At 58.9% G+C, this 14,238-nt stretch carries 13 protein-coding genes; 6 read left to right on the top strand and 7 right to left on the bottom strand.

Features of this window, described 5'->3' with window-relative positions; translation table 11 throughout:
* Positions 1-490: 490 nt before the first annotated feature.
* From AC1DXW_RS12595 to AC1DXW_RS12585, 3 genes are all read right to left on the bottom strand, one after another.
* Positions 491-2,149 carry a cation acetate symporter gene (locus tag AC1DXW_RS12595; RefSeq protein WP_477754858.1) on the bottom strand — a complete coding sequence of 553 codons (1,659 nt, stop codon included), beginning with the start codon at positions 2,147-2,149 and terminating at the stop codon, positions 491-493.
* Entirely contained in the window at positions 2,146-2,457 is a 312-nt protein-coding gene (locus AC1DXW_RS12590; RefSeq protein WP_110746318.1) for a DUF485 domain-containing protein, read from the bottom strand. The genes AC1DXW_RS12595 and AC1DXW_RS12590 overlap by 4 nt, the downstream gene beginning before the upstream one ends.
* 284 nt (positions 2,458-2,741) lie before the next feature.
* Positions 2,742-3,593, bottom strand: a complete 852-nt coding sequence (locus AC1DXW_RS12585) for a glycine betaine ABC transporter substrate-binding protein (protein WP_477754859.1) — start codon at positions 3,591-3,593, stop codon at positions 2,742-2,744.
* 288 nt (positions 3,594-3,881) lie between these two features.
* On the opposite strand from AC1DXW_RS12585, the gene AC1DXW_RS12580 reads away from it, so the two are divergent.
* Positions 3,882-5,477, top strand: a complete 1,596-nt coding sequence (locus AC1DXW_RS12580) for a glycoside hydrolase family 17 protein (protein ID WP_477760052.1) — start codon at positions 3,882-3,884, stop codon at positions 5,475-5,477.
* A 126-nt stretch (positions 5,478-5,603) separates the two neighbouring features.
* On the opposite strand, the gene AC1DXW_RS12575 is transcribed toward AC1DXW_RS12580, so the two are convergent.
* Entirely contained in the window at positions 5,604-5,972 is a 369-nt protein-coding gene (locus AC1DXW_RS12575; RefSeq protein ID WP_477754861.1) for a hypothetical protein, read from the bottom strand.
* A gap of 225 nt (positions 5,973-6,197) precedes the next feature.
* Between AC1DXW_RS12575 and AC1DXW_RS12570 the strand changes: the two genes are divergently transcribed.
* Positions 6,198-7,496, top strand: a complete 1,299-nt coding sequence (locus AC1DXW_RS12570; protein WP_477754862.1) for an alpha/beta fold hydrolase family protein — start codon at positions 6,198-6,200, stop codon at positions 7,494-7,496.
* Positions 7,489-8,277: an MlaA family lipoprotein gene (locus AC1DXW_RS12565; protein ID WP_477754863.1), complete on the top strand. Its 789-nt coding sequence runs from the start codon at positions 7,489-7,491 to the stop codon at positions 8,275-8,277. Before AC1DXW_RS12570 ends, AC1DXW_RS12565 begins: the two co-directional genes overlap by 8 nt.
* A gap of 65 nt (positions 8,278-8,342) precedes the next feature.
* Here AC1DXW_RS12565 and AC1DXW_RS12560 read toward each other — a convergent pair whose 3' ends face one another.
* Positions 8,343-9,257, bottom strand: a complete 915-nt coding sequence (locus tag AC1DXW_RS12560; protein ID WP_477754864.1) for a DUF808 domain-containing protein — start codon at positions 9,255-9,257, stop codon at positions 8,343-8,345.
* 134 nt (positions 9,258-9,391) lie between these two features.
* Between AC1DXW_RS12560 and AC1DXW_RS12555 the strand changes: the two genes are divergently transcribed.
* Positions 9,392-10,000 (top strand): TetR/AcrR family transcriptional regulator, encoded by a 609-nt coding sequence (locus AC1DXW_RS12555; RefSeq protein WP_477754865.1) that lies wholly within the window; start codon positions 9,392-9,394, stop codon positions 9,998-10,000.
* A 94-nt stretch (positions 10,001-10,094) separates the two neighbouring features.
* Here AC1DXW_RS12555 and AC1DXW_RS12550 read toward each other — a convergent pair whose 3' ends face one another.
* Entirely contained in the window at positions 10,095-10,553 is a 459-nt protein-coding gene (locus AC1DXW_RS12550; RefSeq protein WP_477754866.1) for an REP-associated tyrosine transposase, read from the bottom strand.
* 208 nt (positions 10,554-10,761) lie between these two features.
* Complete coding sequence (locus tag AC1DXW_RS12545; RefSeq protein ID WP_150757696.1) at positions 10,762-11,202, bottom strand: GlcG/HbpS family heme-binding protein; 441 nt, start codon at positions 11,200-11,202, stop codon at positions 10,762-10,764.
* A 260-nt stretch (positions 11,203-11,462) separates the two neighbouring features.
* Here AC1DXW_RS12545 and gcl point away from each other — a divergent pair, with 260 nt between their 5' ends.
* Positions 11,463-13,238 (top strand): glyoxylate carboligase, encoded by a 1,776-nt coding sequence (gcl, locus tag AC1DXW_RS12540; protein ID WP_477760051.1) that lies wholly within the window; start codon positions 11,463-11,465, stop codon positions 13,236-13,238.
* 148 nt (positions 13,239-13,386) lie between these two features.
* A complete protein-coding gene (hyi, locus tag AC1DXW_RS12535) occupies positions 13,387-14,169 on the top strand; it encodes a hydroxypyruvate isomerase (RefSeq protein ID WP_007971414.1) in 783 nt (260 codons plus the stop codon).
* Positions 14,170-14,238: the final 69 nt, after the last annotated feature.

Below are 14,238 nucleotides of genomic sequence, written 5' to 3'. Positions count from 1 at the left end.
CATCAGGCCGAGCGTTAGCTCGCCTGCAGCTCTTGATCTTGATCCACCCGCCCCCTCGGGAGGCTGAGTGGAGGTGTTCATCCGGGGATTGGCGCGCAGCGCCGTTCGACGCAGTCGAACTCATTGCATGTAGGTCGAAGCGAAGCCGACCGGAGGGCAATGCCCCCGGATGAATGCCGGAGCGAAGGAACGCCGAGCCTTAGCGAGGGGCCGTACGTAAGGGGCGAGACCTTTGGTTACTTTGGGGCGTTTGCCAAAGTGACCCGCTGTAAGAGCGGAACCATAAGCCGCCGTTACCGCAGGAATGGATATGTACGCGGTCAACAAAAGACAGGTCGGCTGTCAGGCCGCCTTCGCGAGCAGGCTAGTTCCTACAGTAAATCGGCACACCCACGAAATTCCGGTCGATTACCGCCCAATAAAAAAATGCCCCGATCTCTCGACCAGGGCATTTCCATTCAACGCAACTTAAACAGTCAAACCCAAACGCTTAGTGCGAAACAGCACCACTCGCCCCAAGACCCGTCTGCGAACGAACAAACTGCGGGAAGAACAGCGCCCGCTCATTGTCCGCAGCAGTGGACTTGTCGGTAACCGAGAAGAACCAGATCCCGACAAAGGCAATCATCATCGAGAACAGCGCCGGGTACTCATACGGGAAGATGGCCTTCTCGTGATGCAGGATCTGCACCCAGATGGTCGGACCAAGCACCATCAGGCCCACGGCACTGATCAGCCCCATCCACCCACCGATCATCGCACCGCGAGTGGTCAGCTTCTTCCAGTACATGGAAAGCAGCAGCACCGGGAAGTTGCAGCTCGCCGCGATGGAGAACGCCAGGCCCACCATGAACGCAATGTTCTGGCTCTCGAACAGGATACCCAGGCCAATTGCCAGCACCGCCAAGAAGATGGTGGTGATTTTCGAGACGCGAATCTCGTCCTTCTCGTTGGCCTTGCCTTTCTTGATCACGCTGGCGTACAGGTCGTGGGACACCGCCGAAGCACCGGCCAGGGTCAGACCGGCAACCACTGCCAGAATGGTCGCGAACGCCACCGCCGAGATGAAGCCCAGGAATATACTGCCACCCACCGCGTTGGCCAGGTGCACCGCCGCCATGTTGTTACCACCCAACAAGGCGCCAGCAGCGTCTTTGAAGGCCGGGTTGGTGCTGACCAGCAGGATCGCGCCGAAGCCGATGATGAAGGTCAGGATGTAGAAGTAACCAATGAAACCGGTTGCGTACAACACGCTCTTGCGGGCTTCTTTTGCGTCACTCACGGTGAAGAAGCGCATCAGGATGTGCGGCAGGCCAGCGGTACCGAACATCAGCGCCAGACCGAGGGAAAACGCCGAGACCGGATCTTTCACCAGACCGCCCGGGCTCATGATCGCTTCAGCTTTCGGGTGAACCTTGATCGCCTCGGAGAACAGCATGTTGAAGTCGAAGTTGACGTGCTTCATCACCATCAGTGCCATGAAGGAAGCACCGGACAGCAGCAGGACTGCCTTGATGATCTGCACCCAGGTGGTCGCCAGCATGCCGCCGAACAACACGTACAGGCACATCAGAATACCGACCAGGATCACCGCAACGTGGTAATCGAGACCGAACAACAACTGGATCAGCTTGCCGGCACCGACCATTTGCGCGATCAGGTAGAACGCCACCACCACCAGCGAACCGCAAGCGGACAGCGAGCGGATCTGGGTTTGCCCCAGGCGATAGGACGCCACGTCGGCAAAGGTGTATTTGCCCAGGTTACGCAGGCGCTCGGCGATCAGGAACAGAATGATCGGCCAGCCCACCAGGAAACCGATCGAATAGATCAGGCCGTCGTAGCCGGAGGTGAACACCAGCGCGGAAATACCCAGGAAGGACGCTGCCGACATGTAGTCACCGGCAATCGCCAGACCGTTCTGGAAACCGGTGATCTTGCCGCCAGCGGCATAGTAGTCGGCTGCCGAATTATTACGCTTGGAAGCCCAATAGGTGATGCACAGGGTGGCACCGACGAAGGCGACAAACATCAAGATCGCCGACACATTAAGCGGTTGCTTCTGCACGGCACCGGTCAGGGCGTCAGCCGCCCAGGCGCCAGGCGCGAAAGCTGCGATACTCAAAAGAGCCATTAGACGGCGGATCATTGCTGAGCCTCCTTGAGAATCGCATTGTTCAGGTCGTCGAATTCGCCGTTGGCGCGTCGTACGTAAATACCGGTCAGGACGAAAGCCGAAACAATCAGCCCGACACCGATCGGTATGCCCCAGGTAATCGAGGACTCAGGGCTGATTTTCGCCCCCAGCACCTGCGGTCCATAGGCAATCAGAAGGATGAATCCGGAGTAAAGCCCTAGCATGATCGCCGACAGAATCCAGGCGAATCGTTCCCTCTTGCTAACCAGCTCCTTGAAGCGCGGGCTGTTTTGAATCGAGAGGTAAATGCTGTCGTTCATTGTTTTTATCCTCGCAGCACAGATTGAGTTGCAACGGTATCCACTCTATGCGGCTGCGGGGCAGGTTCCAGACGACCTTAGTCTTATAACGCCATGACGGATTCGCCAATTGTAGGAGCGAGCTTGCTCGCGATGAATTTGAAGGCGCCGCACTTTTTCAGACAGCACGCGTTAACGCTCACGCCCATCGCGAGCAAGCTCGCTCCTACAAAAAAGCAAAGGGCCGCTTGGCATAAATTTGCCGAGCGACCCTGGAAGATGCTGACCAGACGCGTCAGCTCAAATCACTTGGTCCAGTCAGCAACACGATCAGGGTGTTTGGCGACCCAATCCTTCGCCGCCGCTTCAGGCTTGGCACCGTCCTGGATCGCCAGCATCACCTGGCCGATTTCATCCTTGGATTCCCACTGGAAGTTCTTCAGGAACTTGGCCACTTCCGGCGCCTTGGCCTCCAGGCCTTTGCTGCCGATGCTGTTCACGGTTTCAGCCGCGCCATACACGCCTTTCGGATCTTCGAGGAAGCGCAGTTTCCACTTGGCGAACATCCAGTGCGGCACCCAGCCGGTCACTGCGATGGATTCGTTCTTCTTCTCGGCACGGGTCAGCTCGGCGATCATGCCGGCGCCAGAACTGGCCTTGAGTTGATAGCCCGTCAGGTCGTAGTCCTTGATCGCCTGATCGGTCTTGAGCATCACGCCCGAACCGGCGTCGATGCCGACAATGCGGTTCTTGAAGGTGTCGTCGGTCTTGAGGTCGTCAATGGACTTCGCCTTGACGTATTCCGGCACGATCAGGCCGATTTTCGCGTCCTTGAAGTTCGGGCCGTAATCGACGACCTGATCCTTGTTCTTCGTCCAGTAATCGCCGTGGGTCACCGGCAGCCAGGCCGACAGCATGGCGTCGAGCTTGCCGGTGGCCACGCCTTGCCACATGATCCCGGTGGCGACGGCTTGCAGCTTCACGTCATAACCGAGTTTCTGCCTGATCACTTCGGCAGCCACGTTGGTCGTGGCGACACTGTCCGACCAGCCGTCGACATAACCGATCGTCACTTCCTTCCCAGCGGCACTGGCCACGGTAGAACTGATCGCCAGCACCAAAGCGGCACCTGCGCCCAAGAGTCGTCGCATCTTCATCGTTACTTCCCCGAAAGTGCTGCGCTCGACGGATGCCGAGTCGCTTAAACGTATTGTTATGGTGCACAGCGCCCCCATCACGCCTTACCGCAAACTCGTTCGAACATCAGCGGAGTACTGACGCCTTCGATGATCAACCTGACGCTCTTGGCGACCTGCTCTGCCAGCGACCTCAAGGCAACGAGAAACGACATCAGAACGCCATTAATCTTGAGCGCGACCAACGCACCGCAGACTCCGCCCGAACTTTGCATATCAAAATCATGCAAGCCACCAAGCACACGGTAAATGCAGGTAACATGCGCCGCTTTGCTCCCACACGGCCTTTCCATGTCCGCGACATCCCGCTTCCCTTTTGCTGCTTATCTATTCGCTTGCCTGCTCGGGCTGTTTGCCCTGGGCGGCTTCTGGTACGGCCTCGGCAAACCGGTGATATTGCCGGACGTGGCCAGCGCAACGCACAAGCTGCAATGCGCGTCCTACACGCCGTTCGACAAAGACCAATCGCCGTTCGACCAGCCCTTCAAGCTGCGCCCCGAGCGCATGGATGCCGACCTCGCGCTGCTGTCCAAAAGCTTCGAATGCATCCGCACCTATTCCATGACCGGCCTCGAAGCCCTGCCGGAACTGGCGCGCAAGCACGGCTTGAAAATGATGATTGGCGCTTGGGTCAACAGCAACCCGGTGGACACGGAAAAAGAAGTCGACCTGCTGATCGCCTCGGCCAATGCCAACCCGGATGTGGTGAGCGCCGTGATCGTCGGCAACGAAACCCTGCTGCGCAAGGAAGTCACTGGCGCGCAATTGGCGAAACTGATCAACAAGGTCCATAGCCAGGTCAAACAGCCTGTCACCTATGCCGACGTCTGGGAGTTCTGGCTCAAGCACCCGGAAATCGCCCCCGCCGTGGACTTCCTGACCATCCATTTGCTGCCGTACTGGGAAGATGATCCATCGAACATCGACGCCGCCCTGCAACATGTGGCCGAAGTACGCCAGGTGTTCGGCAACAAGTTCGCGCCCAAGGATGTACTGATTGGCGAAACCGGCTGGCCCAGCGAAGGCCGTCAGCGCGAAACAGCGCTGCCGAGCCGGGTCAACGAAGCCAGGTTCATTCGCGGTTTTGTCGCCATGGCCGAGCAACGGGGCTGGCACTACAACCTGATCGAAGCCTTCGACCAGCCATGGAAACGCGCCAGTGAAGGTGCAGTGGGTGGTTACTGGGGGCTGTTCGATGCCGATCGCCAGGACAAGGGCGTGCTGGCCGGGCCAGTGACAAACGTACCCTACTGGTCGCAATGGCTGGCGGTGGGTGGCTTGATCTTCATCGGCACGTTGCTGCTCGGCGGCCGGGTTCGCACGACGCGCTCGGCGCTGGTGCTGCCCTTGCTCGGCGCGTTGGCGGCGTGTTCGATAGGCGCCTGGGGTGACCTGGCACGGGTGACCACGCGTTTTACCAGTGAATGGCTATGGGTCGGATTGCTGACCGCTCTGAATCTGCTGGTGCTGGCCCATGCTGCGCTGACGTTGAGCCCTCGTACCGGTTGGCGCGGCCAGGCTTTCAACTTGCTGGAACGCCGTGCTGGCTGGCTGGTTGCAACGACAGGTTTCGCTGCAGCCGTGATGATGCTGGAACTGGTATTCGATCCGCGTTATCGCAGCTTCCCGAGTGTCGCGTTCATCGTGCCGGCGCTGGTTTATCTGTGCCGCCCGGTGAATGTGCCGCGCCGCGAGATTGCGTTGCTGACCGTCATTATTGGTGCCGGCATCGCGCCGCAGCTGTTTCGTGAAGGTTTGCAGAATCAGCAGGCCTGGGGCTGGGCGCTGGTGAGTGTGTTGATGGTGGCAGCATTGTGGCGCTGCCTGCGGGTTCGCACAGCTTGATTTTGCATTGACCTGACCGGCCTCATCGCGAGCAAGCTCGCTCCCACAGTAGATCTTCAGTGAACACAAAATTTGTGTGCGATAAAGATCAATTGTGGGAGCGAGCTTGCTCGCGATGACGGACTATCAGACGCTCCGAGAAGCCCTGACCAAACGCAACCCCGCTATCACCACCGCAAACACCGCCAGCGTCGTGTTGTACAACGCCAGCGCCGGAAACCCGAACACCAGCGCCAGCACCGCCAGCCACCAGCCTGCCCGCCCCGGCACGACAAAGCCGATGATCGCCGCGCCCAGCGCAGCCCAGCCCAGAACGCCGAAATGGATCATCAGCCCCAGATTCGATCGCACCTGGCATTCCCAGCGACTTGCCTCATCCACGCAAATGCCGACCCACTGTGCATCCTCCATGAAGCCATAACGCGCGCCATAACTGGCAGCCAGCCATACAGGCAGCAATACAAGCAGCAGAATCACGGGCAGACGGCGAGACATGAAACACTCCAATTGGCGAAAAACGGCGGCCAGCTTAATCGCCCGAAGGCGTTTCGCAAGCGATAACAACTGTTAACTGGTCTTTCAATCGCGGCGAAGTGTATCGTCCAGCTACTACTACTGCACAATCAGGCCTGTTTCGTGCCGATGGTTGGCACTTTGGCGCAGATCCGATGGTCATAGCCTGCGAAATTCATTCGGCACCTTCTTCTAAGGGATTTAGTCATGCTCCGCTCCTTGCGCTTCGCCGCCCTGTTTGGCGGCCTTATTTTGAGTGCGTCCGCACTGGCGGTCGATATAGATGCCGCCAGTTATGGCTACCCCCTGACCAACCCGTTCGAGGCGACCATCGCGACCACGCCGCCGGACTTGCGTCCGGAGTTGCCCCTGGACGATGACATCGATCAGACAGTGCGCAGCGTCACCTTGCGTCCGGAACGGGCGTTCGAATTGCCGGACAATTTCTGGGCGGTCAAGAAACTCGACTACCGCATTGCCACGCAGGATCACGCCGCACCGCTGATTTTCCTGATCGCCGGCACCGGTGCGCGCTATGACAGCAGCCTGAATGAATACCTGAAGAAGCTCTATTACAAAGCCGGCTACCACGTGGTGCAGTTGTCATCGCCTACCAGCTATGACTTCATGAGCGCCGCATCACGCTTCGCCACGCCGGGTGTGTCCAAGGAAGATGCCGAAGATTTGTACCGGGTGATGCAGGCCGTGCGGGCACAGAACCCGAAAGTGCCGGTCACCGATTACTACCTGACCGGCTACAGCCTGGGTGGACTGGAGGCCGCTTTCGTCGCGCACCTGGACGAAACCCGCCGCAGCTTCAACTTCAAGAAAGTCCTGCTGCTCAACCCGCCGGTCAACCTCTACACCTCGATCACCAACCTCGACAAGCTGGTCCAGACCGAGGTCAAGGGCATCAACAACAGCACCACGTTCTATGAACTGGTACTGAACAAACTGACCCGCTACTTCCAGCAGAAGGGCTACATCGACCTCAACGACGCCCTGCTCTACGACTTCCAGCAGTCCAAACAGCACCTGACCAACGAACAGATGGCCATGCTGATCGGTACGTCGTTCCGCTTTTCGGCAGCCGACATCGCCTTCACTTCAGACCTGATCAACCGTCGCGGCCTGATCACCCCACCCAAGTTCCCGATCACCGAGGGCACCAGCCTCACGCCATTCCTCAAGCGTGCACTGCAATGCGACTTCGACTGCTACATCACCGAACAAGTCATCCCGATGTGGCGCGCCCGTACCGACGGTGGCAGCCTGCTGCAACTGATTGACCAGGTGAGCCTGTATGCGCTGAAGGACTATCTGCACGACAGCCCGAAAATCGCCGTCATGCACAACGCCGACGACGTGATCCTCGGCCCTGGCGACCTCGGTTTCCTGCGCCGGACCTTCGGCGATCGCCTGACCGTTTACCCGCTGGGCGGCCATTGCGGCAACATTAACTACCGCGTCAACAGCGACGCCATGCTGGAGTTCTTCCGTGGCTAAATACCTCCTGCTTTTCGCAGCGTTACTCTGTGCAGGCGTCGCCAATGCCGACAACAGCAAAGCCAACGCCCCCGTGGTCGTCGACAGTGATGGTTTCAAGGAACCGCTGAGCAAACTCAAATTCAACCCGGGCCTGGACCAGCGCGAGTTCGAGCGTTCGACGCTCAGCGCGCTGGCCGTCTACGATCCGCTGGAAGAGTGGAACCGGCGCGTCTATCACTTCAACTACCGCTTCGACCAATGGGTGTTCCTGCCGGTGGTCAATGGTTACCGCTACGTCACCCCGAGCTTTCTGCGTACCGGTGTCAGCAACTTCTTCAACAATCTCGGCGACGTGCCGAACCTGTTGAACAGCCTGCTGCAACTCAAGGGCCAGCGCTCGATGGAGACCACCGGACGCCTGCTGCTCAACACCACCATCGGCATCGCCGGCCTGTGGGACCCGGCCACCGCCATGGGTCTGCCGCGCCAAAGCGAAGACTTCGGCCAGACCCTGGGCTTCTACGGCGTGCCGGGCGGCGCTTATTTCGTCCTGCCGATCCTCGGTCCGTCGAACCTGCGCGACACCGGCGGCCTGGCGGTGGATTACACGGCCGAGAATGCGATCAACTTCCTCAACGTGGCCGAAGTCAGTTCCAACCATCCGGAAGTCTGGATCCTGCGCAGCATCGACAAGCGCCACCAGACCACCTTCCGCTATGGCCAGACGAACTCGCCATTCGAATACGAGAAAGTGCGTTACGTCTACACCGAGGCGCGCAAGTTGCAGATTGCTGAGTAATTCCAGCGGCCGAAAAACACTGTGGGAGCGTGCCTGCTCGCTCCCACAGTTGTTATGTGTTGCCTTCAGCCTTTCAGTGCTTTCCAGATTTTGCTGGTCGCCAAAACGCCCACCAACACCACCGCACCCGCCGCAATCCCCGCCAGACCATTGAGCAGCACCGGCACAATAAATCCACCGCCACCCGCCGCAGCGCCAACCTCTTCGATCCAGTGATGCACCACCGGCACACCGTGCGTGAGGATGCCGCCACCCACCAGAAACATCGCCGCCGTACCAATCACCGACAGGCTTTTCATCATGTACGGCGCCGCACGCAGAATGGCGCCACCGATGCTTTTCGCCATCTGCCCGGGCTTTTGAGTCAACCAGAGTCCAAGGTCATCCAGCTTGACGATACCCGCCACCAGGCCATAGACGCCAATGGTCATGACGATTGCGATCCCCGACAGCACGATGACTTGCTGGCTCAACGGCGCACCGGCCACGGTGCCGAGGGTGATGGCGATGATTTCTGCCGAGAGAATGAAGTCGGTGCGGATCGCGCCCTTGATCTTGTCCTTTTCGAATGCCACCAGATCCACCGCCGGGTCTGCCACCGCCTCGACCAGTTCAGCATGTTCGACCTGATCTTCGGCCTTGCTGTGCAGAAACTTGTGGGCGAGTTTTTCAAACCCTTCGAAGCACAGATAGGCACCGCCGACCATCAACAATGGCGTGACCAGCCACGGAATGAACGCACTGATGGCCAGCGCCGACGGCACCAGGATCAGTTTATTGATGAACGAACCCTTGGCGACCGCCCAGACCACCGGGATTTCCCGCTCGGCACGCACGCCGCTGACTTGCTGGGCATTGAGGGCAAGGTCGTCACCGAGTACGCCGGCCGTTTTCTTGGCGGCCATTTGGGTCATCAATGACACGTCGTCCAGTACGGCGGCGATGTCGTCAATCAGCACCAGCAAACTGCTTCCTGCCATGAATCGGGTTTCCTTCTGCAATGAATGCGCAGCAGCATAGCGCGGCATAACGGGTCGCGGTGCATTCTTGAGCGTCGCGCGAGGCCGGTGATACCATGCGCAACCGCCAGTACAGGCAAGGAATCACCCGGTTTATGAGCACTATCCGCGAGCGCAACAAACAACTGATCCTGCGTGCCGCCAGTGAGGAATTCGCCGACAAAGGCTTCGCTGCGACCAAAACCAGCGACATCGCAGCCAAGGCGGGATTGCCCAAGCCCAACGTCTACTACTACTTCAAATCCAAGGAAAACCTCTACCGCGAGGTCCTGGAAAGCATCATCGAGCCCATCCTGCAGGCCTCGACGCCGTTCAACGCCGACGGCGTGCCCAGCGAAGTGCTCAGTGGCTACATCCGCTCGAAAATCCGCATTTCCCGCGACCTGCCCTTCGCCTCCAAGGTGTTCGCCAGCGAAATCATGCACGGCGCCCCCCACCTGAGCAGCGATCTGGTCGAACAACTCAATGGCCAGGCCAAACACAACATCGAGTGCATCCAGACCTGGATCGACCGCGGGCAAATCGCCCCCATCGACCCCAACCACCTGATGTTCAGCATCTGGGCCGCGACCCAGACCTACGCCGACTTCGACTGGCAGATCACCGCCATCACCGGCAAGGCCCGGCTGGATGAAGAAGATTATGAAGCGGCGGCGCAGACGATTATCCGGTTGGTGCTCAAGGGGTGCGAGCCCGAGCGGTAGACCGTATCAAGGCTATTCGCGAGCAAGCCCCACATTGAAATGCATTCCCCTGTAGGAGTGAGCCTGCTCGCGATGAAGGCAACTCAATTTCAGCTCAAACCCAAACAGCATCCCACAACGGATAGTCGCCAAGCTTCTCCACCAGCCCAGCCCGCAACGGATTGGCCACAACATACCGCGCCATCTTCACCAAATCCTCTTCCCGCCGCAGTACCCGATCATGAAATCCTCTCTGCCAGAGACTGGTGGTTCGACCGGTAGACTGCTTCACGGCTTTGGTACTCATCGACTTGGTTTTCTGCATCAACTCACTCAAAGAGCCCCTCTGCAACTCAATTAACCAATGAAAATGATCTGGCATGACCACCCAGGCCAACGAGTTCGCAAAGCCTAGATTCTGTGCGTTTCGAAATTGATCGACCACCAGCCTGCCCAAGGTGAAATCCTTGAAAACCGGGGCCCTGTGAAGTGTGTTGGTGGTTAACAGATAAATTCGACTGGTTTCGGCATAGCGGCCGATTCGCAATCGATTTGCGGCAGGTAAATCCGGCATTCCTTTGCCTCCCATGATCAGGTCATGAGAAGGCTAGCTCTGTGGATTCAAGTGGGTGGGCACACTATTGACTGGATGTGTCTGGTAGATAGCAATCGCGAGCAGGCTCACTCCTACAGGGGTTCAGGCGTTCAGACAATTTTGTGTCCAACCACAAACCCTGTAGGAGCGAGCCTGCTCGCGATTGCATTAGGTCAGGCGCTGCCTATCAAGCCGCCACCCCCGCATCCGCCACCAACCCCAACGCCTCAATCGCATTGATCGCGCACTGCTCGTCGACATCCGACAGATCGCCGCTGATCCCTACCGCCCCCAGCACGTTCCCGTCCTGATCGCGAACCAGCACACCACCCGGTGCCGGCACGACGCTGCCCTGCCCCAGGCTGTTCAACGCGGCGATGAACGCCGGGCGTTGCTGGGCGTCCAGTGCCAGCAGGCGTGAACCCTTGCCCAGCGCGATGGCGCCCCAGGCTTTGCCGATGGCGACATGCGGGCGCAGCAGGCTGGCGCCGTCTTCACGTTGCAGGGTGATCAGATGCCCGCCGGCATCCAGTACCGCAATGGTCAAGGGCGCCGCGGATATTGCACGCCCTGCGGTGATGGCCTCGTTGACCAGGTTGACTGCGACTTTCAAGGTTAAAGCGCTCATGGTGCCGTCCTCATTTTGTTTTTCGGAAAGCCGGTGGGCTGCGCGGCAGCCCGATGCAACAAATAGAACACAATGAGTTATTTTTTTGTATACAATAATTCTCGAAAGGCGCCACATGCGACGAAAAGCCACAGTAGATTGGCCTTCCGACGAATGAAACAAGCGCTTGAGAAAATGGATTGACCTGCGCCGTCCGCCGTGAATACACTCTGCGCAAAGCCACTTGTATACAATTACAAAACGTAAAGAGGCACAAAACCATGAGCAAAATGAGAGCAATCGAAGCCGCCGTTCTGGTGATGCGCCGTGAAGGGGTCGATACCGCTTTTGGCATCCCCGGTGCCGCCATCAACCCGCTGTACTCCGCCTTGCAAAAGGTCGGCGGCATCGATCACGTACTCGCTCGCCACGTTGAAGGCGCCTCGCACATGGCCGAGGGCTACACCCGCACCAAGGCCGGCAACATCGGCGTGTGCATCGGTACTTCCGGCCCTGCCGGCACCGACATGGTCACCGGGCTCTACAGCGCCTCGGCCGACTCGATTCCAATCCTCTGCATTACCGGCCAGGCACCCCGCGCCCGTATGCACAAGGAAGACTTCCAGGCTGTCGATATCACCACCATCGTCAAGCCAGTCACCAAGTGGTCGACTACCGTCATGGAACCTGGCCAGGTGCCTTACGCGTTCCAGAAAGCCTTCTACGAAATGCGCTCCGGCCGTCCAGGCCCGGTGCTGATCGACCTGCCGTTCGACGTGCAGATGGCTGAAATCGAATTCGACATCGACGCTTACCAGCCACTGCCGCTGGCCAAGCCGAGCGCTACCCGCGTCCAGGTTGAAAAAGCCTTGGCCATTCTGGATCAGRCCGAGCGTCCATTGCTGGTGGCCGGTGGCGGCATCATCAATGCCGATGCCAGTGACCTGCTGGTTGAATTCGCCGAGCTCACCGGTATTCCGGTGATCCCGACCCTGATGGGCTGGGGCACCATCCCGGACGATCACCCGCTGATGGTGGGCATGGTTGGCTTGCAGACTTCGCACCGTTACGGCAACGCGACCATGCTGAAATCCGACGTGGTTCTGGGCGTGGGCAACCGTTGGGCCAACCGCCACACCGGTTCCGTTGACGTGTACACCGAAGGCCGCAAGTTCATTCACGTCGACATCGAACCGACCCAGATCGGTCGCGTGTTCACCCCGGACCTGGGCATCGTTTCCGACGCCGCTGCCGCACTGACCGTGTTCATCGAAGTCGCTCGCGAATGGCAAGCCGCCGGCAAGCTGAAGAACCGCAGTGCCTGGCTGCAAGACTGCCAGCAGCGTAAAGCCAGCCTGCAGCGCAAGACTCACTTCGACAACGTGCCGGTCAAGCCGCAACGCGTTTACGAAGAAATGAACCAGGTGTTCGGCAAAGACACCTGCTACGTCAGCACTATCGGGCTGTCGCAGATTGCCGGCGCGCAGTTCCTGCACGTCTACAAGCCACGTCACTGGATCAACTGCGGTCAGGCAGGCCCATTGGGCTGGACCATTCCGGCAGCGCTGGGTGTGGTCAAGGCTGATCCGAGCCGTAAAGTCGTGGCCCTGTCGGGGGACTATGACTTCCAGTTCATGATTGAGGAATTGGCGGTCGGCGCGCAGTTCAAGCTGCCGTACATACATGTTGTCGTGAACAACTCGTACCTGGGCCTGATCCGTCAGGCGCAGCGCGGTTTCGACATGGACTACTGCGTGCAGCTGTCCTTCGACAACCTCAACGCTCCGGAACTCAACGGTTACGGTGTCGACCACGTCGCAGTGGCCGAAGGCCTCGGCTGCAAGGCACTACGTGTGTTCGAACCGGCTCAGATCCAGCCTGCCCTGCGCAAGGCCCAGGAGCTGATCGAAGAGTTCAAGGTTCCAGTGATCGTCGAGATTATCCTGGAGCGTGTGACCAACATTTCCATGGGCACCGAGATCAACGCCGTCAACGAGTTCGAAGACCTGGCGCTGGTCGGCGACGACGCACCGACTGCGATTTCGTTGCTTGATTAACTGCTGACCGCTCCCCCTGTGGGAGCGGGCTTGCCCGCGAAGGCGGCTTCACATTCAACAGAGATGTTGACTGACCCACCGCTTTCGCGAGCAAGCTCGCTCCCACAGGGATCCGGGGCCGCTCACCATACATACTCAGGAGACCACCATGCCGCGTTTCGCAGCCAACCTGTCCATGCTGTTCACCGAACAGGACTTTCTCGCCCGTTTCGAAGCGGCCGCCAAGGCCGGCTTCAGTGGTGTCGAATACCTGTTCCCGTACGACTTCAGCTCCGCCGAAATCAAGGCCAAGCTCGACGCCAACGGTCTGACCCAAGTGCTGTTCAACCTTCCGGCCGGTGACTGGGCCAAGGGCGAACGCGGTATCGCGTGCCTGCCGGACCGGGTTGAAGAGTTCCGTGCCGGTGTCGACCTGGCTATCGCTTACGCGCAAGTGCTGGGCAACACCCAGGTCAACTGCCTGGCCGGTATTCGTCCGCAGGGTTTTGACGATGCCACCGTGGAAAAAACCTTCGTCGCCAACCTCAAGTACGCCGCCGACAAGCTGCAAGCGGCGGGTATCAAGCTGGTGATGGAAGCGATCAACACCCGTGACATTCCAGGCTTCTACCTGAACAACACGGCGCAAGCCCTGTCGATTCGCGAGCAGGTCGGCAGCGCCAACCTGTTCCTGCAATACGACATCTATCACATGCAAATCATGGAAGGCGATCTGGCCCGCACCCTGCAATCGCACCTGGGCGAGATCAACCATGTGCAGCTCGCGGACAACCCGGGGCGCAACGAACCAGGTACCGGTGAAATCAACTACCGCTTCCTGTTCGAACACCTGGACCGCATCGGTTATCAGGGTTGGGTCGGTTGCGAATACAAGCCGCTGACCACCACTGAAGCGGGCTTGGGTTGGCTCAAGACCCACAACGCAATCTGATAGAACACGGTCATCACTGTAGGAGCTGCCGCAGGCTGCGATCTTTTTATATTCAGCTTTAAATTCAAA

This window comes from Pseudomonas sp. P4_C4 (assembly GCF_056402055.1).
This window is presented reverse-complemented; position numbering and strand designations above follow the sequence as displayed.